22 protein-coding genes are annotated in these 22,432 nt (G+C 69.9%); 7 read left to right on the forward strand and 15 right to left on the reverse strand.

The window, feature by feature from the left end:
• Positions 1-38: 38 nt before the first annotated feature.
• Positions 39-848 carry a type I methionyl aminopeptidase gene (map, locus tag A7B20_RS04425; RefSeq protein ID WP_102107352.1) on the forward strand — a complete coding sequence of 270 codons (810 nt, stop codon included), beginning with the start codon at positions 39-41 and terminating at the stop codon, positions 846-848.
• A 227-nt stretch (positions 849-1,075) separates the two neighbouring features.
• On the opposite strand, the gene A7B20_RS04435 is transcribed toward map, so the two are convergent.
• From A7B20_RS04435 to A7B20_RS04445, 3 genes are read right to left on the reverse strand one after another with little or no spacing between them, the layout of a single operon-like run.
• The gene (locus A7B20_RS04435) at positions 1,076-1,735 is read right to left on the reverse strand and encodes an HAD family hydrolase (protein ID WP_102107354.1); all 660 of its coding nucleotides are present in this window, start codon (positions 1,733-1,735) and stop codon (positions 1,076-1,078) included.
• Positions 1,728-2,297 carry a 16S rRNA (guanine(966)-N(2))-methyltransferase RsmD gene (rsmD, locus tag A7B20_RS04440; protein WP_102107355.1) on the reverse strand — a complete coding sequence of 190 codons (570 nt, stop codon included), beginning with the start codon at positions 2,295-2,297 and terminating at the stop codon, positions 1,728-1,730. Before rsmD ends, A7B20_RS04435 begins: the two co-directional genes overlap by 8 nt.
• A complete protein-coding gene (locus A7B20_RS04445) occupies positions 2,294-3,502 on the reverse strand; it encodes an NAD(P)/FAD-dependent oxidoreductase (protein ID WP_102107356.1) in 1,209 nt (402 codons plus the stop codon). Before A7B20_RS04445 ends, rsmD begins: the two co-directional genes overlap by 4 nt.
• Positions 3,503-3,586: 84 nt before the next feature.
• Between A7B20_RS04445 and A7B20_RS04450 the strand changes: the two genes are divergently transcribed.
• Entirely contained in the window at positions 3,587-4,075 is a 489-nt protein-coding gene (locus tag A7B20_RS04450) for a peroxiredoxin (RefSeq protein ID WP_102107357.1), read from the forward strand.
• 36 nt (positions 4,076-4,111) lie between these two features.
• On the opposite strand, the gene A7B20_RS04455 is transcribed toward A7B20_RS04450, so the two are convergent.
• The 6 genes from A7B20_RS04455 to A7B20_RS04480 form a co-directional block, all read right to left on the reverse strand.
• A complete protein-coding gene (locus tag A7B20_RS04455; protein ID WP_102107358.1) occupies positions 4,112-4,408 on the reverse strand; it encodes a 4a-hydroxytetrahydrobiopterin dehydratase in 297 nt (98 codons plus the stop codon).
• The gene (locus A7B20_RS04460) at positions 4,405-5,589 is read right to left on the reverse strand and encodes a GNAT family N-acetyltransferase (RefSeq protein WP_102107359.1); all 1,185 of its coding nucleotides are present in this window, start codon (positions 5,587-5,589) and stop codon (positions 4,405-4,407) included. The genes A7B20_RS04455 and A7B20_RS04460 overlap by 4 nt, the downstream gene beginning before the upstream one ends.
• Positions 5,590-5,642: 53 nt before the next feature.
• A complete protein-coding gene (locus tag A7B20_RS04465; protein WP_102107360.1) occupies positions 5,643-6,404 on the reverse strand; it encodes a glycerophosphodiester phosphodiesterase family protein in 762 nt (253 codons plus the stop codon).
• On the reverse strand, positions 6,401-6,862 hold the full coding sequence (locus tag A7B20_RS04470) for a RidA family protein (protein WP_102107361.1): 462 nt from the start codon (positions 6,860-6,862) through the stop codon (positions 6,401-6,403). Before A7B20_RS04470 ends, A7B20_RS04465 begins: the two co-directional genes overlap by 4 nt.
• A gap of 71 nt (positions 6,863-6,933) precedes the next feature.
• Entirely contained in the window at positions 6,934-8,238 is a 1,305-nt protein-coding gene (locus A7B20_RS04475) for an HlyD family type I secretion periplasmic adaptor subunit (RefSeq protein WP_102107362.1), read from the reverse strand.
• Positions 8,235-9,977, reverse strand: coding sequence for a type I secretion system permease/ATPase (locus A7B20_RS04480; RefSeq protein WP_102107363.1), 1,743 nt, complete (start codon positions 9,975-9,977; stop codon positions 8,235-8,237). Before A7B20_RS04480 ends, A7B20_RS04475 begins: the two co-directional genes overlap by 4 nt.
• A 317-nt stretch (positions 9,978-10,294) precedes the next feature.
• Here A7B20_RS04480 and A7B20_RS04485 point away from each other — a divergent pair, with 317 nt between their 5' ends.
• On the forward strand, positions 10,295-10,711 hold the full coding sequence (locus A7B20_RS04485; RefSeq protein WP_102107364.1) for a hypothetical protein: 417 nt from the start codon (positions 10,295-10,297) through the stop codon (positions 10,709-10,711).
• A 10-nt stretch (positions 10,712-10,721) separates the two neighbouring features.
• On the opposite strand, the gene A7B20_RS04490 is transcribed toward A7B20_RS04485, so the two are convergent.
• A complete protein-coding gene (locus A7B20_RS04490; protein ID WP_102107365.1) occupies positions 10,722-12,926 on the reverse strand; it encodes a transglycosylase domain-containing protein in 2,205 nt (734 codons plus the stop codon).
• Positions 12,927-13,203: 277 nt separating this feature from the next.
• On the opposite strand from A7B20_RS04490, the gene A7B20_RS04495 reads away from it, so the two are divergent.
• On the forward strand, positions 13,204-13,542 hold the full coding sequence (locus A7B20_RS04495; protein ID WP_102107366.1) for a P-II family nitrogen regulator: 339 nt from the start codon (positions 13,204-13,206) through the stop codon (positions 13,540-13,542).
• A gap of 28 nt (positions 13,543-13,570) precedes the next feature.
• A complete protein-coding gene (locus A7B20_RS04500; RefSeq protein WP_102107379.1) occupies positions 13,571-14,920 on the forward strand; it encodes an ammonium transporter in 1,350 nt (449 codons plus the stop codon).
• Between the two features lie 201 nt (positions 14,921-15,121).
• On the opposite strand, the gene A7B20_RS04505 is transcribed toward A7B20_RS04500, so the two are convergent.
• The 3 genes from A7B20_RS04505 to smpB form a co-directional block, all read right to left on the reverse strand.
• The gene (locus tag A7B20_RS04505; RefSeq protein WP_102107367.1) at positions 15,122-16,306 is read right to left on the reverse strand and encodes an amino acid aminotransferase; all 1,185 of its coding nucleotides are present in this window, start codon (positions 16,304-16,306) and stop codon (positions 15,122-15,124) included.
• A complete protein-coding gene (sseA, locus tag A7B20_RS04510) occupies positions 16,306-17,163 on the reverse strand; it encodes a 3-mercaptopyruvate sulfurtransferase (protein WP_102107368.1) in 858 nt (285 codons plus the stop codon). The genes A7B20_RS04505 and sseA overlap by 1 nt, the downstream gene beginning before the upstream one ends.
• A gap of 143 nt (positions 17,164-17,306) precedes the next feature.
• Positions 17,307-17,783 (reverse strand): SsrA-binding protein SmpB, encoded by a 477-nt coding sequence (gene smpB / locus A7B20_RS04515; RefSeq protein ID WP_102107369.1) that lies wholly within the window; start codon positions 17,781-17,783, stop codon positions 17,307-17,309.
• Positions 17,784-17,853: 70 nt separating this feature from the next.
• On the opposite strand from smpB, the gene A7B20_RS04520 reads away from it, so the two are divergent.
• Positions 17,854-18,306 (forward strand): ion channel, encoded by a 453-nt coding sequence (locus tag A7B20_RS04520; RefSeq protein ID WP_102107370.1) that lies wholly within the window; start codon positions 17,854-17,856, stop codon positions 18,304-18,306.
• A gap of 16 nt (positions 18,307-18,322) precedes the next feature.
• Here the strand turns inward: A7B20_RS04520 and dapA are convergent, their stop codons facing one another.
• Positions 18,323-19,195 carry a 4-hydroxy-tetrahydrodipicolinate synthase gene (dapA, locus tag A7B20_RS04525; RefSeq protein ID WP_102107371.1) on the reverse strand — a complete coding sequence of 291 codons (873 nt, stop codon included), beginning with the start codon at positions 19,193-19,195 and terminating at the stop codon, positions 18,323-18,325.
• A 127-nt stretch (positions 19,196-19,322) separates the two neighbouring features.
• Here dapA and A7B20_RS04530 point away from each other — a divergent pair, with 127 nt between their 5' ends.
• Entirely contained in the window at positions 19,323-21,311 is a 1,989-nt protein-coding gene (locus A7B20_RS04530) for a lytic transglycosylase domain-containing protein (protein WP_102107372.1), read from the forward strand.
• On the opposite strand, the gene lpxK is transcribed toward A7B20_RS04530, so the two are convergent.
• Positions 21,286-22,311, reverse strand: coding sequence for a tetraacyldisaccharide 4'-kinase (lpxK, locus tag A7B20_RS04535; RefSeq protein WP_102107373.1), 1,026 nt, complete (start codon positions 22,309-22,311; stop codon positions 21,286-21,288). The two genes, A7B20_RS04530 and lpxK, sit on opposite strands and share 26 nt — an antisense overlap.
• Positions 22,312-22,432: the final 121 nt, after the last annotated feature.

The following is a 22,432-nucleotide window of genomic DNA, read 5'->3' on the forward strand; positions in this document are numbered from 1 at the left end:
CAGGCCCTATTTATGGGCTGAAAGCGAACGGAACACCGATGGACGAGACCAGCCGTGGCCGCCTGACGAAGGACGGCATCCGCATCTACGAACCCGGCGACTTCGACGGCATGCGTGCCGCCGGACAGCTTGCCGCGCGCCTGCTCGACCGGATCGCGGAACATGTCACGGTCGGCCAGACCACAGGAGAGCTCGACCGCCTGATCACCCGGTGGGTCGACGAGGCGGGGGCGACCTCGGCCACCATCGGCTACAAGGGCTACCAGCACGCCAGCTGCATAAGCGTGAACCACGTCGTCTGCCACGGCATTCCCGGCGACAAGGTGCTGAAGGACGGCGACATCCTGAACATCGACGTGACCGTGATCGTCGACGGCTGGTACGGCGACACCAGCCGGATGTACGTCGCGGGCAAGCTGGGCCGCAAGGCCGAGCGGCTGCTGCAGGTGACCCACGACGCCCTGATGAAGGGGATCGAGATGGTCCGCCCCGGCAACACCTTCGGCGACATCGGCCACGCGATCCAGAGCTACGCGGAATCCCACCGCATGTCGGTGGTACGCGACTTCTGCGGTCACGGTCTGGGCCGGGTGTTCCACGCCCCGCCGAACGTGCTGCACTACGGGCGGCCCGGAACGGCGGCGGTGCTGGAGGAAGGCATGTTCTTCACCATCGAGCCGATGATCAACCTCGGCCGTCCCGAGACGAAGATCCTCGCCGACGACTGGACGGCGGTGACGCGGGACAAGTCCCTGTCGGCGCAGTACGAGCATTCGGTGGGGGTGACGGCGGACGGCTGCGAGCTGTTCACGACCTCGCCCGCCGGGAAGTTCTACCAGACCTTCTGATCCCGCGTCCCGCGCGCGCGCTCCTCCTCCCAGCGGATCAGCAGCTCCGGGCGGCCGTTCCGGTGGCTCAGGATATCCCCCATGAGCACCGGCGAACCCCTGCCGCGCGGCGCAGGCTGCGCGATCGCACGCTCGGCGCGGGGAGTCGCGGCGGCGATCCACCGCAACAGGGGTGGGGCGAGAACGGTCATGGGCGAAGGATAGCGCGGATCGCTCCGCACGCAAACTCAGATCGCGAACCCCAGCATCCGCGCCGCCTCGGCCATGCTGGCGACCGGCGTCGCGCCGACCGCGACGAGGCGCGCGGGGTCCGTCGTTTCCGCGAAGCCGAGCGTCTTCATCCCCGCCCGCACCCCGGCAGTGCAGCCGGCCGGGCTGTCGTCGATCACCGCGCAGCGCCCGGCCGCGATCCCGAGGTCGCGGGCCGCCTGGAGATAGAGCGCCGGGTCGGGCTTCGCCTTGCGCAGGGTGTGGGCGGAGTAGATCCGGCCGCGGAAGCGCTCCATCAGGCCGGTCTGTCCCAGCGTGATCCGCATCTTCTCCTCGCTGCCGTTCGAACCGACGGCATAGGGCACCCCCGCCGCATCCAGCGCATCGAGGAAGTCGACCACCCCGGCAATCGGCGGCACGCCCTTCCTCAGCTCGGCATACATCTCCTCGTACATCGAGGTCAGCCAGTCGTCGGGCAGGGCGGCACCGGCGGCCCTCGCCCGCTCGCCCACGCCCGCCATGGTGCCGCCGACGAACATCGTCTCGACCTGCGCCTCGGTCAGGGTCAGGCCGTGGCGGGCGAGGTTGGCGACAAGCAGGCGGTTGGTGATCGGCTCGCTGTCCACCAGCACGCCGTCGCAGTCGAAGATCACGAGATCGGGGCGGGGCTCAGGCATCGGGGTCCGTCCTCAGAAGGGTGATGACGGTCGAGCCATACTTGCGCTGGTCGAGGAGCGCCAGACCGGCGGGCGGCAGCGGGGCGCGGTCGTCCTCCCAGACCACGGTGGCGCCGGGGACGATCCACCCCCCCGCCATGGCCGAGGCCAGGGCCGCGGCGCCGAGCGGCGTGCCGTAGGGCGGGTCGAGGAAGACGAGATCGTGGGGCGCCTCCTGCCAGGGCGGCAGGCGGGTCGCGTCGCGGTTCAGCAGGCGCGCCACGTCGCCCGCCCGGCATTTCGCGATGTTCGCCGCGACCAGCTTCCGCGCCGCCGCGCCGCGGTCCACGAAGGTGACGGAGGCCGCGCCGCGCGACAGCGCCTCGAGCCCCAGCGCGCCGGTCCCGGCAAACAGGTCCAGCACCCGCGCGCCGTCGAAGTCGATGGCATGGGCACCGTTGACCAGCAGGTTGAACAGGCTTTCGCGCACCCGGTCGGTGGTGGGGCGCAAATGCGCCGCCGCATCGCCCGCGCCCACGGCGGCCAGGTGGGTGCCGCGCATCCTGCCGCCGATGATCCTCACGCCTTCAGCAGCGCCTTCATGTCGGTGGCCGGATCGGCGACGACGTCGGGCGCGGGCGACTTGCCGCCCTCGATCAGCCGCTTGCCGATCATGTAGTTCCTGGGATCGTTCATCGCGTCCACCGCCAGCAGCCGCTCGCCTCCGTAGTACCAGTGGCTGACCGCGCCCTCCTCGCCCCGTCGCACGACAACGCGGGTGTAGCCGGTGTTCAGCCCCGCGATCTGGAGCTTCACGTCGTACTGGTCGGACCAGAACCACGGCTTCGGCACGTAGGGCGTATCGGCCCCCAGCATGTTCGCCGCCACCTGCTCTGCCTGGTCGATGGCGTTCTGCACCGATTCCAGCCGGATATGCGTGCCGTTCACCGGGAACGAGGCGCAGTCCCCCGCCGCCCAGACCGCCGGATCCGAGGTGCGCCCGTAGACGTCGGTGACGATGCCGTTCTCGACCGTAAGCCCCGCCGCCAGCGCCAGCTGCGTCGACGGCGCGATGCCGACGCCGACGATGGCGAAGTCGGCCTCGATCTCGGTCCCGTCGGACAGCCGCGCGCCCGTCACCTTGTCCTCGCCCAGAAGCGTCTCCAGCCCCACGCCCTCGCGGATGTCGACGCCGTGGGCGCGGTGCAGGGCGCGGAAGAAGTCCGAGGTCTCGGGCGCGGCCACCCTCTGCAGGATCCTCGGCGCCATCTCCAGCAGCGTGACCTGCAGCCCCAGCTTCGCCGCGACCGCCGCGGCCTCGAGCCCGATGTAGCCGCCGCCGACGATCACCACCTTGCGCCCCGCGGCGAAGGCCGGGGTCATCCCGTCGACGTCCGACAGCGTGCGGACCTCGTAGACCCCGGCGAGGTTGCCTCCGATCCCGGCCGGCAGGCGGCGGGGGACGGATCCGGTGGTCAGCGCCAGCTGGTCGTAGGACAGCACCTCGTCACCGAGGCGCAGCGTGCGCGCGGCAAGGTCGATCCCCGTCGCCGGCTGGCCGAGGCGCAGGTCGATCTCCTTGTCGGCATAGAAGCTTTCCGGACGGAGGTAGAGCCGCGCCTCCTCCATCTCGCCCATCAGGTAGGCCTTGGAGAGCGGCGGGCGCTGGTAGGGCGGCACCGGTTCACGGCAGACCAGCGTCAGGCGGCCGTCGAACCCGAGGGCGCGCAGCTTCGCGACAAGCGACGATCCCGCCTGCCCGCCCCCGATGGCGATGATGTGCGACATGTGCCTCCGAACCGCTGGCGTTCTTCCGGCGCGAGCCTATAACCATCGCGAAGACAGGTTCAATCCAGCGAGGTGAGAAAACCCATGGCACTTTCCGAAGGCGACAGGCTTCCCGATGCGACTCTCGTCCGGCTGGGCGACAACGGCCCCGAAGGCGTTCCGCTGTCCTCGAAGACGGCCGGGCGCAAGGTCGTGATCTTCGCCGTGCCGGGCGCCTTCACGCCCACCTGCTCTTCGGCCCATGTCCCGAGCTTCGTGCGCACCAAGGACCAGCTGATGGAAAAGGGCGTGGAAGAGATCATCTGCATCTCGGTCAACGATCCCTTCGTGATGAAGGCCTGGGGCGAATCGACGGGGGCGACCGCCGCCGGGATCACCATGCTGGGCGATCCCGAAAGCGCCTTCACCACCGCGATCGGCATGGACTTCACCGCGCCTCCCGCCGGGCTGATCTCGCGCTCTTCGCGCTATGCCATGGTGGTCGAGGACGGCGTGGTGAAGACGCTGCACAGGGAAGAAGGGCCCGGCGTCTGCGACGTCTCGGGCGGCGAGGCGATCCTCGGCACGCTGTAACAGGCGAAGGGGGGACGCCGGTCGTCCCCCCTTTTTCTATTTCGCCAGCGTGTCGAGGCGGCTGGCGAGCTTCAGGTCCAGCATCGAAAGCCCGCCCGCGTCGTGGGTGGTCAGCGTCACGTTCACCGTCCTGTAGACGTTCGACCACTCGGGGTGGTGGTTCAGCTTCTCGGCATGGAGCGCGGCGCGGGTCATGAAGCCGAAGGCCTCGATGAAGTTCCTGAACTCGTAGGTCTTGGAGATCGCGTCGCGTTCTCCGTCGTGGGTCCAGCCCGCGGCCAGCAGGGGCGGCAGGCCCTCGGCCCGGGCGGTGTCGGTCAGCCTGTCGGTCATGCATCCTCGCTCATGGTCTTGCGGAAGGGGCCGTAGCTGGTCAGCACCTCGATCTCGTCGTCCACCGCCGCGCGTTCCGCCGTCAGATAGTCCTCCACCGCCCGCGCGAATCCCTCGTCCGCGATCCAGTGCAGCGAATGGACGGGCGACGGCAGATAGCCGCGGGCCAGCTTGTGTTCGCCCTGCGCCCCCGCCTCGACCCGCTTCAGGCCATGGGCGATGGCATAGTCGATGGCCTGGTAATAGCAGGCCTCGAAGTGCAGGCAGGGGTGATCCTCGATGCAGCCCCAGTAGCGGCCGTACAGCACCTCGCGCCCGATCACGTTCAGCGCGCCGGCCACGGGACGGGCGCCGTCCATGGCGAAGATCAGCAGGATGTCGTCGCGCAGCCGCTCGTGGGCGAGGCTGAAGAACCTTCGCGTCAGATAGGGCGTGCCCCACTTCCGCGCGCCGGTGTCCTGGTAGAAGCGCCAGAAGGCGTCCCAGTGCTGCGGCTCGATCTGCTCGCCCGTCAGCTGCACGATCTCGCCGCCGAAGCCCTGGGCGGTGGCGCGTTCCTTGCGGATGTTCTTGCGCTTCCTCGAGCTGAGATCGCCGAGGAAGTCGTCGAAACTGCCGTAGCCGCGGTTTTCCCAGTGGAACTGCTGGCCGGTGCGGTGCAGAAGCCCCATCTGCCTGCCCGCCTCCACCTCTTCTTCCGTGCAGAAGGTGACGTGGAGGGACGACAGGCGATTCTCCGACGCCAGCTGCACCGCCCCCTGCACCAGCGCGGCGGTGCCGGTCTCGAACCAGCCGGGCCGCGTGAGGAAGCGGCGGCCGGTGACCGGGGTGAAGGGCACCGCCATCTGGAGTTTCGGATAATAGCGCCCCCCCGCTCGTTCATAGGCATGGGCCCAGTTGTGGTCGAAGATGTATTCGCCCTGACTGTGGCCCTTGGCATAGAGCGGCGCGCAGGCGATCACCATTCCGTCCGCCTTCGCCACCAGGTACCGCGGCTGCCATCCGGTGCCGGGCCCGACCGAGCCGCTGTCCTCGAACGCCTTCAGGAAGCGGTGGGTGGTGAACGGGTCCAGCGCCCGCCCGCCATCTTCGGTCTCGGGGCAGGCGCAGGCGTCCCAGTCGGCGGCCTCGACCTGATCCAGGGAGGCCAGCACGTTCAGTTCGATCTGCGTTTCGCTCATCTGCGTCCGCAACTCCTTGCCTTGGGCCTGAGGTGGCGCGGCAGCGCGGCAATTCAAGGCAGGGCGGCGGCGTAGCCTTCGAACGTGATCTGGTCGGCGACGCGCCGCGCCGCGGCCTCGGCCTCGGGGCTGCGGATCGTCCAGCAGAGGATCGCGGCACCCTGCCCCTTCAGCCCGGCCACCCGCGGACGGCCCAGATCCTTCGCCTCGTGGCTGATGAAACAGGCGCCGGTGCGGTCGTAGTCCGCAATCTCGGCCAGCCGCGCGCAGGTGTCCGCGGGCAGCGACCAGTCGTCGGGATCGAAGGCGCAGGTGGTCAGGCCGCGGGGGATGTCGGGCGCAAGCCGCGCCATCGCGGCGATGGCGTGGGGGTTGAAGGACATCACCGCCACCGGCCCGCCATAGCCCGCCAGCGCCTCGGCCACCGCCCGCTCCAGCCGGCCCACATCGGGGCCGAGCGCGCCGTCCTGGTCCTTGACCTCGACCAGCAGCGGCACCGCGCCGTTCACGAGGTGCAGCACCTCGGCCAGCGTCGGCACCGTCTCGCCCCCGTCCGTCAGCGCGATCCGGCCCAGCTCGGCCGCCGTGCGGGCGTTGACCGGGCCGGTTTCGCCGGTCAGCCGGTCCAGCCGGGCGTCGTGGAAGACCACCGCCTGCCCGTCCGCGGTCAGCTGCACGTCAACCTCGATGCCATAGCCCGCCGCCATCGCGGCGCGGAAGGCGGCGCGGCTGTTCTCGACACGGCCCGCGGCGCGGTCGTGAAGCCCACGGTGCGCGAAGGGCGCGTCGAGGAAGCCCGGGGGAAGCGCCCTCATCTGATCTGGAAGATGCCTTCGATTTCCACCGCGACGCCCAGCGGCAGCGAAGCCGCGCTGACGGCGGACCGCGCGTGGCGGCCCGCGTCGCCGAAGGCTTCGACCAGGAAATCGGAGGCGCCGTTGATGACCTTGGGCTGGTCGGTGAAGTCGGCCGTCGAGTTGACGAAGCCGGTCAGCTTGACCACCCGCACCAGCCGGTCGAGGTCGCCGTTGCAGGCCGCCTTCAGCTGGGCGAGCAGGCTGATCGCGCAACGCCGCGCGGCCTTCGCCCCGGCCTCCACCTCCAGGTCGGCGCCCAGCTTGCCGGTGATCAGCCCGTTCTCGTCCTGCGAGATCTGGCCCGAGACATAGACCGTGTCGCCCGCCACGACATAGGGGACGTAGTTCGCCGCCGGCATCGGCGCTTCGGGCAGGGTCACGCCCAGGTCGGCCAGGCGGGTTTCGTAATCGGACATGGGATCCCTTTCGCGTCGCGGTGTGGTTCGCGCGCAGACTAGGCCAGGCGACGGCCCGGCGAAAGGGTGTCTCAGCTTTCCCGGAACGCCTTGGCGAAATAGTCCGCAAGCGGCTTGACGAGGTAGGCGATCGGCGTCCGGTCCTCGGTGCGCAGGAACGCCTCGACCGGCATGCCCGGCAGCAGCGACAGGTTGCGCGGCAGCTTGTCCAGCTCGTGGTCCTTCAGCCGGATCTCGGCGCGGTAGAAGGATCCGCGCGACGCCTCGTCGACGAAGGCGTCGGCCGAAAGCTTGGTGACGGTGCCGAAGAATTCGGGCGTGGTGCGCGAATCGAAGGACGAGAAGCGCAGGATCACGTCCTGGCCGACATGCACCTGGTCGATGTTGTTGGTCGCCACGCGGGCGGCGATCACCAGCGGGCGATCCTGCGGCACGATGAAGAGCAGCGGGTCGGCGGGCCGGATCACCGAACGTTCGGCGAAGACCTTCAGGCCATAGACCACCCCCGACACGGGCGCGGTGATGTCGAGCCGGCTCAGCCGCTCCTTCAGGGCGCGCCGCTTCTCGGCAAGGTCCAGTTCGCGGTAGGTCAGGTCGCGGGTCTGCGAGATCGCCTCTTCCCGCCGCGAGGTGTCGAGCTTGAGGATCTGGAGGTCGATCTCGGTCATCCGCCCCTCGGCCTCGGCCGCGTTGGCCGTCAGCTCGCCCACGCTGCCGCTCAGCCGCGCCTGTTCGCGCTGGAGCGCCAGCACCCGGCTCGCCTGCGCCAGCCCGCGGTCCAGAAGGGACTGCTGGCTTTCCAGCTCCTGTTCGATCAGGCCGAGCTGGGTTTGCAGCGCGGCCTGCTGGGCGCGGATGCCTTCCACCTGGCTCGCGATCTGCTTGCGCTTCAGGCCCAGCTGCTCGATCTCCTTGGCGACCGAGACGTTGCGCGCCTCGAACAGCCGGCGTTGGCCTTCGACCAGGTCCTCGACCTCGGGGCGCAGGCTTGCGGCCTCCAGAAGCTCGTCGTCGAAGGTCACCTCCTTCTCGCCGTCGCGCTCGGCCAGCAGGCGGGCGTTGCGGGCCATCAGCTCGAACAGCTGGCCCTCGACCGCGTTCAGCTCGGACAGCAGCAGCGTCGGGTCGAGCCGGATCAGCACCTCGCCGCGGGTGACGGTATCGCCTTCCTCGACCAGGATCTCCTGCACCACGCCGCCGTCGGGATGCTGGACGACCTGGCGGTTGCTCTCGACCTCGATCTGGCCGCCCGCGATGACGGCGCCCGACAGGGTGGTCAGCGCCGCCCACGAGCCGAAGCCGCCGACGAGAACCACGAGGGCGAACAGCCCGAACAGCACGGGACGGGTCGCGGACCAGCCGTTCTTCTCGCTCATTGCACGCCTGCCTTGATCGGCGTCGCGCCGGTCAGTTCCTTGTGGTTGCTCACCATTTCACGCAGCACCTCGTCGCGGGGACCGAAGGCGCGGCGGATGCCCTGCTCCAGGACCAGCAGCTTGTCGCATTCCTTGATCGCGGCCGGGCGGTGCGCCATGATCAGCACCGACTTGCCCTCCGCCTTCATCTGGCGGATCGACTCGTTCAGCGCCTCGGACCCCTCGTTGTCGAGGTTCGAGTTCGGCTCGTCCAGCACCAGCAGCACCGGGTCGCCGAACATCGCCCGCGCCAGGCCGATGCGCTGCATCTGCCCGCCCGAGAGGCGGCCGCCCGAAGGCGTGACCAGCGTGTCGTACCCGTCGGGCATCTTCAGGATCATCTCGTGCGCCGCGGCCTTCTTCGCGGCCAGCACGATGTCCTCGTCCTTCGCGTCCGGCAGCAGGCGGGCGATGTTCTGGGCGATGGTGCCGTCGAACAGCTGCACCCGCTGCGGCAGATAGCCGATGTGCTTGCCCAGGACGTCCGGCTCGTACTGGTCCAGCGCCGCGCCGTCGAGCCGGATCTTGCCGCCCGAGGGCCGCCAGATCCCGACCAGCGCCCGTGCCAGTGTGGACTTGCCCGAGGCGGAGTGGCCGATCACGCCCACCGCCTCGCCCGGCAGGACATCGAAGCTGACCATGCGGACCGCGGCCTGCTGCTCGCCCGGGGGGATGATCGTCGCCTGGGTGACGGAAAGGCGGGCCTGGGGGCGCGGCAGGGCGGTGCGGGGCTGCTCCTGCGGGACCATGCTCAGCAGCAGGGCGAGCCGCTTCCAGCCTTCCATCGCGCGCTGCACCAGTTGCCACTGGCCGATGGCCAGGTCGATCGGCGCCAGGGCGCGGCCCATCAGGATCGACGCGGCGATCATGCCGCCCGGCGTCATCTGCTGCTGGAGCACCAGGTAGGCGCCGAGCGCCAGCATCGCCGATTGCAGGAACAGCCGGAACGTCTTGGTGGTCGCCGAAAAGGTGCCCCCGAGGTCGCTGGCCGAGATCGTGTCGGCCAGCGAGGCGCCGCGCAGCTTCTGCCAGCGCGTGAAGGTCGAATCCTGCATCCCTAGAGAGCGGACTAGCTCGGCCTCGATCCGGATCTGCTCGGCCATGCGCTCGGCCCGGAGGGTGGCCTGGTTGGCGCGGGACACCGGCGTCACCGTCATCACCTGGTTCAGGATCGCCACGAACACCAGGATCGCGCCGCCGCCCACCGCCAGCATTCCGAGCCAGGGGTGGAACAGCGCGATCCCGGCCAGGAACACCGGCGTCCAGGGCAGGTCGAAGGCCGCGGTGAGCACCGGCGAGGACAGCAGGCGCTGCACCGCCTCGAGATCGCGCAGGTTGTTGGTGACGGCATCCTCGCGGTCGGGGGCGATGGTGGCCTTGCGGACCATGGCGGAGAACACGCGGCGGTCCAGCGTCGACTGGAACTTCGCCCCGATCCGCGCCAGGATCCGGCCCCGCGCGAAGTCGAGCACGCCCATCATAAGGAACAGGAAGCCCATCAGGACGAAGAGCCCCAGCAGCGTCGCCTCGGACCGGCTGCCGAGGACGCGGTCGTAGACCTGGAGCATGAACAGCGGGCCCGTCAGCATCAGCAGGTTCACGAAGAAGCTGAAGATCGCGACGGTCCAGAACAGCCTCCGGCTCTGGGCCCGAACCGATGCGAGTTCCCGTTGTCCGGCCACTGTGCTCTGAGGTCGCATGTCTTCAAGTCATCCAAAAAGGTCGGGTCGCCATCGGATCGCGCCGTGCGCCGGTCGCGCGGCGGGGCGCCGCCGACACGTCCGATGGCGCAGATCCGTGCCGCCGGCTGGACGATGCTGCATGGGGGACGACTCATGCAAGTGGTAATTTCCCTACTTCTCCGGCGTCACGCGGGCCGAAATGTGTCGAATCCGACGGATCGCGGGCGATTGTCCATGTCCCGCGGCCGCGCGACACGGTGCTGTTCCATGCGGCCGGAAAGCGTGTAGGCTGCGCGGACCCGGCGGGAGGCCGGGGGTCATCCGCGAGGACGAACATGCTGTCCCAGATCCCGTGCCGCCTGGCACTGGCCGCCGCCGTCACGCTGGCCGTTGCATCCGCGGCGCCCGCCAGCCCGTTCGACGGGCGCTACAAGCCCGCGCCGACCTCGGACTGCACCGTGACCGGGGCGGAAGGCGGCGTGATCGAGATCGAAGGCAACACCTTCACCGGGGTCGAGGCGGTCTGCGACATGACCCGCGCCACCAACGTGCGCGACATGAACGCCGTGCTCTACGACATGGCCTGCAAGTCCGCCGACACCGAATGGACCCGCCGCGCCATGCTGATGCAGGCCAGCGACGGCGGGCTGATCCTGGTCTGGGACGGATTCGCCTTCAAGTACGACATCTGCCCGAAGGATCCCGCGGCGAACACCGTGACCACGCCGCAGGACGTCGGCATCACGGACTGATCGTCGCCGCTCAGTCCGTGCGCCGCCCGAGGATGCCGCCCAGGACCTGGTTCAGGATCCGCTCGGCCAGATCCGGCTCGCGCTGCTGCGGCACGGGCTGGGGCACCGGCTGCGGCGCCACGTTGCCCGAGTTCGCCGTCGCGTCGCCGTTCTGCGCGGGATAGACGTCGGGCTGGGCGACCACCGGGGGCGGGCGGCGCATCGGCAGCGGCCGCGCCGGCAGCCCCTCCTCGACCCGGGTCATCACCTCGTGCCAGATCTCGGCGGGCAGGCCGCCGCCGGTGACGCCGGTCAGCGGCGTGTTGTCGTCGTAGCCCATCCAGACGCCGGCGACGTAATCGGCGGTGAAGCCCACGAACCACGCGTCCCGCGCCGCTTGGGTGGTGCCGGTCTTGCCGGCCGCCTCGTGCCCGGCCAGCTTCGCCCGGGTGCCGGTGCCGCCGTTCACGACCTCGGACATCATGTAGATAAGCTGCTGCGCCGCGTTCTCCGAGATCACCCGCTCGCCCAGCCCGCCGTCCTGGCCGATCAGCGCGGTCTCGTCGCCCTTCAGCCGCAGTTCCAGCAGGCCGTAGGGGCGAACCGAGGTGCCGCCGTTCAGGATCCCGGCATAGGCGCCGGTCATCTCCAGCAGGGTCGATTCCGACGCGCCGAGCGCCAGCGCGGGACCGGCGGCGAGGTCGCTCTTGATCCCGAAATCCTCGGCCACCTTGCGCACGTTCTCGCGGCCCACCGCCTCGGAGACGCGCACGGCGGCGGTATTCAGCGAATGCTTCAGCGCCTCGGTCAGCGTCACCCGGCCGCGGTACTTGCCGTCGTAGTTCTTCGGCGACCACGGCCCCGAGCCGGGCACGTTCAGCGTCAGCGGCTCGTCCATCACCATGTCGTTGGCGTTGTAGCCAAGTTCCAGCGCCGTGGCATAGACGAAGGGCTTGAAGGCGGAACCGGTCTGCCGCTTGGCCATGATCGCGCGGTTGAACTGCCCGGCGACGCCCTTCAGCTTGCGTCCGCCCACCATGGCGCGCACCGCGCCGTCCGCGCTCATCACCACGATGGCGGCCTGCGCCTTCGAGCTTTCCTTGACCTTGGTCTTGAAGATGTCGACCAGCGCGCTTTCCGCCGCGCGCTGCAGGCGCGGGTCGAAGGTGGTGCGCAGGATCACGTCCTCGGTCGTGTCGCGGGTCAGGAAATCGGGGCCGGCCTCCATCACCCAGTCCGCGAAATAGCCGCCCGCCCGCGCCTCGGCCGCTTCCGACAGCGTCGCCGGATTGGCGCGCGCCCTGTCGGCCTGTTCCCTCGTCAGATAGCCCTGCTCTTCCATCAGGCCGATCACCACCTGCGCCCGGCCCTGGGAGCGTTCAAGGTCGTTCGTCGGCGCATAGCGGGTCGGCGCCACCAGCAGGCCCGCCAGCATCGCCGCCTCGGCGGGGTCCACGTCGGCGGCGTGCTTGCCGAAGTACCGCTGCGCCGCCGCCTCGAACCCGCGGGCCCCGGCACCGAGGAAGGCGCGGTTCAGGTAGATCGTGAGGATCTCGTCCTTGGTGTATTTCGCCTCCATCGCCAGCGCATAGGTGGCCTCGGTGATCTTGCGCCAGAGCGAGCCCTCGCGGCAGTCGGCCTCGTATTCCCGCTCGTTCTTCCACTTGGCGGGGTCGTAGGGCACGCCGATGCAGAGCAGCTTCGCCGTCTGCTGGGTGATGGTCGAACCGCCATGCCCAGAAAGCGGGCCCCGCCCCTCGGCGAGGTTGATGCGGATCGCCCCCGCGACGCCGCGCGGAGACACCCCGAAATGCTTGTAGAACCGCTTGTCCTCGGTCGCGACGACCGCGTGCTTCAGGTAGGGCGAGACGCTGTCGGCGGTGATCTGCCCGCCGTACTGCTCGCCCCGCCAGGCGAAGGTCTTGCCGTCGCGGTCCAGCAGGGTGACGGAGCCCTTGGCGCGGGCGTCGAGCAGTTCGGTCACGGGGGGCAGCGTGGTGTAGTAGTAGAACACCCCGGCCCCGACCAGCAGCGCGATCACCAGCGCGGTGCGGAAGGCCAGCCGGAAGGTCAGCCGGAAGATCCAGCGGAACAGCGCCCCGATCAGGCCGAGGGGCCCGCGCCGCTTGCGCGGCGGAGTCGCCCGCGCCTTGCGCCGGGGCTGCGGTTTCGCGGCCGTCTTCGTCGGCCGCCGCCGGTCCGCCACCAGCGGTTTTCTCGGGCCCGATCCGGCCATGCCTGTCCCCAGTCTCTGCTGCTGTCTCTTCTTGCTGTTGCAGCAGAGACTACAGGCGGCGTCACCAAAAGGGGAGACCGCAACCGTTCAACTTTGCTTTTTCCAGCCCGCCTTATTTTTAGTCGCAGCCCGTCGTTTGTGCAAAAATTGTGCAAGAGCGCATGCAGCGCCCGCCCCGAAGGCGCCGGCAAGCTTGTGCGGCAAAGCCCCGATGCGCCTGTTGCGGTGCATGAAGGGTGCGCGGGACTCTGCTTGCGCCGAACGGAAGGGGACAGATGTGAAACTGATCATTGCAGCAATCAAACCGTTCAAGCTGGAGGAGGTCCGCGAAGCCCTGACCACCATCGGCGTGCGCGGCATGATGGTGACGGAAATCAAGGGCTTCGGATCCCAGTCCGGGCACACCGAGATCTACCGCGGCGCCGAATACGCGGTGAACTTCGTGCCCAAGGTGAAGCTCGAGATCGTGGTCAGCGCCTCGATGGCCGACCAGGTGGTCGAGACCATCGCCACCACCGCCAAGACCGACAAGATCGGCGACGGCAAGATTTTCGTCCTCGACGTGGACAGCGCCGTGCGCGTCCGCACCGGCGAAACCAACGAAGACGCGCTGTGACGCTCAGGCTGAAGGGGAAATGAGCAAGATGAGAAACCTTAACACACTGGCGGGCCTCACGGCCGTCCTGGCCGCCGCCGCCCTGCCTGCCCTCGCGCAGGACGCCACCGCCACCGCCGAGGCCGCCGCGGCGGCCGATGTCATCGACAAGGGCGACGTCGCCTGGATGATGACCTCCTCGCTGCTCGTGCTGTTCATGATCATTCCGGGCCTCGCGCTGTTCTACGGCGGCCTGGTGCGGTCGAAGAACATGCTGTCGGTGCTGATGCAGTGCACCCTGATCGCCTCGGTCGTGATGATCGTCTGGGTGCTCTGGGGCTATTCCTTCGCCTTCGGCGGCGGCACCTCGCCCTACTGGGGCGGCCTCGGCAAGCTGTTCCTCGCGGGCGTGAGCATGGACACCACCGCCGCGACCTTCTCGGACGGCATCGTCCTGCCCGAGTACGTCTTCATCGCCTTCCAGATGACCTTCGCCGCCATCACCCCGGCGCTGATCGTCGGCGCCTTCGCCGAGCGGGCGAAGTTCTCGGGGATCGTGCTGTTCATGATCCTCTGGGTCACCTTCGTCTACTTCCCGATCGCCCACATGGTCTGGGACGGCTCGGGCCTGATCTTCAACTGGGGCGCCATCGACTTCGCCGGCGGCACCGTGGTGCACATCAACGCCGGTATCGCAGGCCTCGTCTGGGCCGTCGTGCTGGGGCCGCGGGTCGGCTTCGGACGCGACAACATGGCGCCGCACTCGATGACGCTGACCATGGTCGGCGCGGCGATGCTGTGGGTCGGCTGGTTCGGCTTCAACGCCGGCTCCAACCTCGAAGCCACGGCGAACGCCACCCTGGCGATGCTGAACACCTTCGTCTGCACCGGCGCCGCCGTCGTCGCCTGGTGCGCGGTCGAAGGCATGGTGCGCGGCAAGGCCTCGGGCCTCGGCGCCGCCTCGGGCATGGTCGCGGGCCTCGTCGCGATCACCCCGGCCTGCGGCACCACCGGCCCGGTGGGCGCCATCGTGCTGGGCCTGATCGTCTCGCCGGTCTGCTTCTTCTTCGTGACCACGATCAAGTCGAGCTTCAAGTACGACGACAGCCTCGACGTCTTCGGCGTGCACGGGATCGGCGGCATCGTCGGCGCGATCATGACCGGCATCCTCTGCGCCCCCTCGCTGGGCGGCACCGGCTTCGTGGTCGAGGCGGGCACCATGGGCGCGCAGATCTTCGCGCAGATCAAGGGCGTGCTCGTGACCATCGTCTGGTCCGGCATCGGCTCGCTGGTGCTGATCTACATCACCAAGGCCATCACCGGCATCCGCGTCGCCGCGGAGGCCGAGCAGACGGGGCTCGACCTGACCTCCCACGGGGAGAGCGCCTACCACTCCTGATCGCCGCTCCGGCGGGCATCGGGCGACGCGGACCGGCAGGGAAACCTGCCGGTCCGTTTCGTTTCGGGGGGACGCCCGGCCCGGCCGATGTCGGCGCCCATGACCGGCCGCGGACCGGGGCTTTGCCCCGGACCCCAGGATATTTGGGAAGCAAAGATGGGAGGGGTGCGGGGAGGGGCCCCGGGCGGGCCCCCGGCCGCGTCAGACGCCGGCGTCGACGATTGCCTGGGCGAGGATCGGGACGGTCTTCGCGTTGAGGCCCGCGATGTTCATGCGGCTGTCGCCGACCATGTAGATGCCATTGTCGCGCCGCATCGCCTCGACCTGCTCGGGGCTGGCGCCGATCCGCGAGAACATGCCGCGGTGGTGGGCGATGAAGTCGAACCGGTCGGAGTTCGAGCGCTGGCGCAGCTCGTCCGCCAGCTGCTTGCGCAGGGCCAGCATGCCGGTCCTTACCTCCTCGAGCTCGGCCATCCAGTCTGCCCTCAGCCCGGGGTCGTTCAGGATCATCGTCACCAGCCGGGCGCCGTGGTCGGGCGGGAAGGAATAGTTCTGGCGGTTCAGGAAGGCGAGCGTGCCCTGGGTCACGGGCTTCATCCCCGCCTCGGGCGCGATGGCCATGAGGATGCCGGTGCGCTCGCGGTAGATGCCGAAGTTCTTCGAGCAGCTGGCGGCGATCAGCACCTCGGGCAGGCGGGCGGCGATCAGCCGGGTGCCCGCCGCGTCGGCGTCGAGCCCGTCGCCGAAGCCCTGGTAGGCGATGTCGATGAAGGGGATCGCCTTCTTCGCGGCCAAGAGGTCGGCGACCTGGCCCCACTGTTCAAGCGTCAGGTTGGCCCCGGTGGGATTGTGGCAGCAGCCGTGCAGCAGCACCACGTCGCCCTCGGCGATGGCCTGGAGGTCGCCGATCATCCCGAGGAAGTCGACGCCGCGGCTCGCCTCGTCGAAGTAGCGGTATTCCGCCATCTCCATCCCGAGGTAGCGGACGATGGAGGGGTGGTTCGGCCAGGTAGGTGCCGAGAGCCATACCTTCGCGCCGGGCGCGGCCAGGCGGATCAGTTCCAGCCCCTGGCGGATCGCGCCGGTGCCGCCGGGCGTCGCCGCCGCCGAGACGCGGTCGGCCGCCACGGCATCGCCGAGGATCAGGCCGCGCATCGCCTCGCCATAGGCCGGATCGCCCGCGAGGCCGGTATAGCTTTTCGTCTGCTCCTCTTCCCAGAGCTTCTTCTCGGCGGCCTTGACCGCGCGCATCACCGGCGTCCGGCCCTCGGCATCCTTGTAGACGCCGACGCCGAGGTCGATCTTGTCGGCCCGCGGATCCTCGCGGAAGGCCTGCATCAGCGCCAGGATCTTGTCGGCGGGTTGCGGTTTCAGGGTTTCGAGCATCAGGCTTCTCCGGTAGCGACCTTCAGGTCGTTGTACATGCCCCATTCCGCCCAGGATCCGTCGTAGAGGGCGTGGTTGCGGTGGCCGAGGATCTCGAGCGCGAGCGACAGGATCGCCGCCGTCACGCCCGAGCCGCAGGTGGTGATGGCGGGGCGCGACAGGTCGACGCCCGCCGCCTCGAACACCGCCTTAAGCTCGGCGGGCGATTTCATCGTGGAATCGGGGTTCAGCAGCGTCCTGTAGGGGACGTTGCGCGACTTCGGGATGTGGCCCGCCCGGAGGCCCGGACGCGGTTCGGGCGCCTCGCCGCGGAAGCGTTCGGCGGCGCGGGCGTCGATGATCTCGTGATCGGCGAGCTTGGCGGCGGCGGCGACCTGGGTCACGTCGCGCACCAGCTGGTTCTGGCGGCTGACGGTCATGTGGCGGTCGCGCACCACGGGCGGCAGATCCTCGACCGCGCGCCCCTCGGCCTGCCATTTCGGGAAACCGCCGTCCAGCACCGCGACGTCGGTCTTGCCCATCAGGCGGAACAGCCACCACATCCGCGCGGCCGACTGGAGCCCCGCGCCGTCGTAGACCACCACCTGGTGGCCATCGCCGATGCCGAGGGCGCGCATCCGCGACACGAACTTCTCGGGCGCGGGCGCCATGTGCGGCAGGGAGGAGCGGCTGTCGGAGATGTCCTCCAGCGCGAGGAAGCGGGCGCCGGGGATATGGGCGGCCTCGTACTCGGCCTTCGGGTCGCGGTTCTGGTCGGGCAGGTACCAGCTGGCGTCGAGGACGCGCAGGTCGGGATCGTTCAGGTGCTGCGCCAGCCAGTCCGTGGACACCAGCGTTGTGGGATCGTCGTAAGCCATGGCCTCCGCCTCGCCGCCTCTCGTGCTGAGGGTTGGGTAAACCGGGGGCGGTGCGCTGGCAAGGCCGACAAGTGGCGCGGGGGAGTCTCAGGCGTTGCGGCGCACACGGCGCGCATCAAGCATCGTGGCGAACCCGCCGCGCATCAAGCATCGTGGCGCAGAAGACGGGCCTTCTGGCGCTGCCAGTCCTTCTTGGCGGCGTCGGCGCGCTTGTCGTGGTTCTGCTTGCCCTTGGCGACGCCGACCTTCAGCTTCACCAGGCCCTTGTGGTTGAAGTACATCACCAGCGGCACGATGGTCATGCCCTTCCTCTGGGTGTCGTTCCAGAGCCGGGCCAGCTCGCGCTTGGAGGCCAGCAGCTTGCGCCGCCGCCGGTCCTCGTGGCCCCAGGTCTTGGCGTTGAGGTAGGGGGCGATGTAGCTGTTCACGAGCCACAGCTCGCCGTTCTCGACCGCGGCATAGCTTTCGGCCACGTTGGCCGAGTTCACGCGCAGCGACTTCACCTCGGACCCCATCAGCACGATGCCGCATTCGATGTCGTACTCGATGGCATAGTCGTGCCGGGCCCGCCGGTTCTCGGCGATGATCTTGTAGTTCGCGTTGTCGTCTTTGCTTGCCATGACCGCCCTGAGATAAGGGAGGAACAGCCACAAGTCCAGCCGGGGGCCCGTGGAAGGGGAGGATCGGGGGATGTTCTTGCAGATCGCGCTCGGCACCGCCGTGATCCTCGTCACCGTGGCCGTCGGCGGCGCCGCCTACTGGGCGCTCGAGACGCTGCTGGCGCGCCACGCCGCCTGGCTGCACCGCGAACCCCACGGGCCGCGGCAGATGCTGGTGCTGTGCCTTTCGGTGATCTGGACCCTGGCGCTGATGACCGTCTGCGTCTGGCTCTGGGCGCTGGTGCTGCGCGGACTCGGGGTCTTCGCGCACCTGGAGGAATCCGTGTACTTCTCGCTGGTCGCCTTCACCACGCTCGGCTTCGGCGACGTGCTGCTGCCGCGGGCGTGGCGGCTGCTCGGCGGCATGGCGGCGGCAAACGGGCTGCTGAACTTCGGGCTGATGACCGCGATGCTGGTCGAGGTGATGCGCAGCCTCCGGACGTCGCAGCAGGAGACGCGGCGGCGGCGGTCGGGGCAGCCCTGAGGCCGCCCCGGCGCGCTCAGAGAAGGCCCGCGTGCTGCATCGCGGCCCGAACCGCATCCTTGGCGTCGTCGGACAGGCCGACCAGCGGCAGGCGCACCTCGTCGCTGCAGAGCCCGAGGAGCGACATCGCGTACTTGGCGCTGACCAGACCCGGCTCGAGGAACAGCGCGGTGTGCAGCGGCATCAGCCGGTCCTGGTACTCCAGCGCCTTGGCGAAGTCGCCCGCCAGCGTCGCCTCCTGGAACTCGGCGCAGAGCTTCGGCGCGACGTTCGCCGTGACCGAGATCGCCCCCACCCCGCCGTGGGCGTTGTAGCCGAGGGCCGAGGCATCCTCGCCCGAGAGCTGGATGAAGTCCTTGCCGCAGGTGATCCGCTGGGCCGAGACGCGGGTGATGTCGCCGGTCGCGTCCTTCACGCCGACGATGCGCGGCAGCTTCGCCAGCGTGCCCATGGTGGCGGGCGACATGTCGATGACCGAGCGCGGCGGGATGTTGTAGATGATGATCGGGATCTCGGCGGCGTCGTGCAGCGCGGTGTAATGGGCGATCAGCCCCGCCTGGGTCGGCTTGTTGTAATAGGGCGTGACCACCAGCGCGGCGTCGGCCCCGACGGAGGCGGCGTGCTTCAGAAGCCGGATCCCCTCGGTCGTGTTGTTCGAGCCTGCGCCGGCGATCACCGGCACCCGGCCCGCGGCCTGGGCGACCACGACCTCGACCACCTTCTCGTGCTCGGCATGGGTCAGGGTCGGGCTTTCGCCGGTTGTCCCCACGGGGACAAGGCCGTGGGTGCCCTCGGCGATGTGCCAGTCCACGAGTTTCTTCAGCGAGTCCAGATCCAGCTGGCCGTCCTTGAACGGCGTGACAAGAGCGACATAGGACCCTTTGAACATGACACGCTTCCTTCAGATTTGCCGGGCAGGATTGCCCCGTTCGATGCGCGGCGGACCCTAGCGGCAGTTCCCGGGATTGCCAAGTTTGTGTATTGCCTCCCGGACACACCGCCATAGTCTGCGCGCCATGAAACAATCGAGCCTTCTGAACCTCCTCCTGGCCCTGGCGGTCGTCGCCGTCACCGCCGTCGCGCCGCTGACCGCGCAGACGGCCCCCTCGCCCCAGCGTCCGCCGGCGAGCGGCGTGGCGCTCGGCCTTGCCCAGGCGATGGCGGAACTGCGCAAGGGCGACTGGACGGCGGCGCTGGCCTCGGGAACGCGGGCCGGGCCGGTGGGGCGCGACATCATCGAGTGGCACCGCCTGCGCGCGGGTCTTGGCGATTTCGAGGAGGTGAAGTCCTTCCTGCGCCGCCGCCCCGACTGGCCCGGCCTGCCCTACCTGAAGGAAAAGAGCGAAGAGGCCCTGCCCCATGTCGGCGACGCCCCCGACGTCATCGCCTTCTTCGCCGACACCACGCCGCAGACCGGCCACGGCGTGATCTCGCTGGTCAACGCCTTCCGCAGCATCGGGGCCGAGGGCGACGCCCAGGCCGAGGCGGCCCTGGCCTGGGTCGACCGGCCGATGACCGCGGAGGCCGAGCTGGTGCTGCTGCGCTACTATCCCGAGATGCTGGCGCCGCTGCACCAGGCGCGGCTCGATTCGATGCTGTGGAAGGGCGCGACGCAGGCGGCGCGGCGGATGCTGACGCGGCTCGACGATCCGGGCCAGACCGCGTTGGCCGAGGCGCGGATGGCCCTGCGCGCCGACCGCCCCGGCATCGACACGCTGATCGCCAGGGTGCCGCCCGCGCTCCAGTCCGACCCCGGCCTCGCCTTCGAGCGGTTCCGCTGGCGCCACGCCAAGGGCCGCGACGCGGAGGCGGCGGCGCTGATCCTTGAACGCAGCGCCACCGCCGCGCTGCTGGGCCAGCCGCAGGTCTGGGCGCCCCGCCGCCGCGACCTGGCGCGGGCGCTGATGCGCGAGGGCAAGGTCGAGGACGCCTATGCCGTCGCGTCGTCGCACTGGCTGGAGGAGGGTTCGGACTTCGCCGATCTCGAATGGCTGTCGGGCTATATCCAGCTGACCTATCTCGACGATCCCGCCGGGGCGCTCCGGCATTTCCAGAAGTTCCGCACGGCGGTCGCCACGCCGATCAGCCTGGGGCGCGCGGGCTACTGGGAGGGGCGCGCCCACGAGGCGATGGGCGATGCCGAAGGCGCAGCCAACGCCTATGCCTTCGGGGCCGAGTACCAGACCAGCTTCTACGGCCTGCTCGCGGCCGAGCGGGCGGGCCTGCCGATGGACCCGACCCTGACCGGCGAGGAGGTCTATCCGCCGCTGGACCAGGCCGCCTTCCGCAGCTCGTCGGTGCTGGAGGCGGCGCTGCTGCTCCAGGCCGCCGGAGAGCGCGACCTGGCCGAGCGGTTCATGGTCCACCTCGGCGAGACGCTGGACGGCCGCGAGCTGGGCACGCTGGCCGACCTTGCGACGAAGCTGGGCGAGCCGCACCTGGCGCTGATGATCGGCAAGCAGGCGGCCTCGGTCGGGCTGACCCTGCCCCGCCCCTATTACCCGGTGGTCGAGCTGGGCGTGCCGGACATGCCGGTCCCGCGCGAACTGGCCCTTTCGATCGCCCGGCGGGAAAGCGAGTTCAACGCCGGCGTCTCGTCGGGCGTCGGCGCGCGGGGGCTGATGCAGCTGATGCCCGGCACCGCGAAGGACATGGCGCGCAAGCTGTCCCTGCCCTTCTCGCGCGACCGGCTGTTTTCCGACCCGACCTACAACGCGACCCTCGGCACGGCCTACCTGGCCGAGCTGATCGGACGGTTCGGCGCCAACGTGGTGCTGGTCTCGGCCGGCTACAACGCGGGGCCGGGACGGCCCCTGCGCTGGATGGAGGAGCTGGGGGATCCGCGCTCGCCCGATGTCGACGTGGTCGACTGGATCGAGCATGTGCCCTTCGACGAGACCCGCAACTACATCATGCGGGTCGCCGAAAGCCTGCCGGTCTACCGCGCGCGGCTGACCGGCGAGACCGAGGAGATCCGCTTCACCGAGGAGTTGAAGGCGCGCTAGGCGGCGAGAGACCCAGCCGGTCCAGCGCCGTCTCGAGCGGGGCGGGATCGTCGAAAGTCAGGCGCACGGGCAGGGTCAGCACCTTGGGGCGGAAACCATCGGGCAGGCGCACCGCGTCCTTCTCCGTCGTGACGAGCTGCGCGCCGAGCGCCTGCGCCTCGCGCTCGAGCCGGGTCAGGAGCGCGGTCGTCAGCGGCTGGTGGTCGTCGAGCGCGCGGGTCGCGGCCAGCACGGCCCCCTCCGCAGCCAGCGTGGCGAAGAACTTGGCCGGGCGGCCGATGCCCGCGAAGGCCAGGACGCGCAGGTCCTCCCAGTCCATGCCCATGGCCAGCGGGCGCACCGCGCCGGTCAGGTGCGGCACGGCGATGTCGGCGCCCCACCGGCGGCGGAACGCCTCCTGTGCGTCCTGCCCTCCGAGGCTCAGCAGCAGGTCGGCGCGGGCGAGGCCCTGCACCACGGGTTCGCGCAGTGGCCCCGCGGGCAGGACGCGGCCGTTGCCGAAGCCCTGCGCCGCATCCACGACCACCAGCGACAGCGCCTTGGCGACCGCCGGGTTCTGGAACCCGTCGTCGAGGATCACCGCCTCCGCCCCCGCCGCCTCGGCCGCCTGCACCCCGGCGGCCCGGTCCCGCGCGACCCAGACCGGGCAGAAGGCGGCCAGCAGCAGCGGCTCGTCCCCGGTGTCGGCGGCACCGTGGCGCGCGGGGTCCACCCGGACCGGCCCCTCCAGCCGCCCGCCGTGGCCGCGCGAGACGACATGCACCGCCCGCCCCCGGCCCGTGAGCATCTGCACCAGCGCCATCACCGTCGGCGTCTTCCCCGCGCCGCCCGCCGTCAGGTTGCCGACGCAGATCACCGGGACATTCGCGGCATGGCCCGTCCCGCCCCGCGCCAGCCGCCGCGCCGTTCCGGCGGCATAGAGCGCGCCGAACGGCGCCAGCAGCCGCGCCTGCCAGCCCGGCGCCTCCGGCGGATTGTCCCAGAAGCCCGGCGCCCTCATGGCGTCCTTCCGGCGGCGGCGCGGTCCAGCGCCTCCTCGATCAGCTCCAGCGCGCGGTCCGCGGCCTCGGCCCCCGCGGTGACGGCCTGCCAGCCGCCATGGGCCATCTCGGCCGCCTTGT

The organism is Oceaniglobus roseus (assembly GCF_002869745.1).
Classification (GTDB): domain Bacteria; phylum Pseudomonadota; class Alphaproteobacteria; order Rhodobacterales; family Rhodobacteraceae; genus Oceaniglobus; species Oceaniglobus roseus.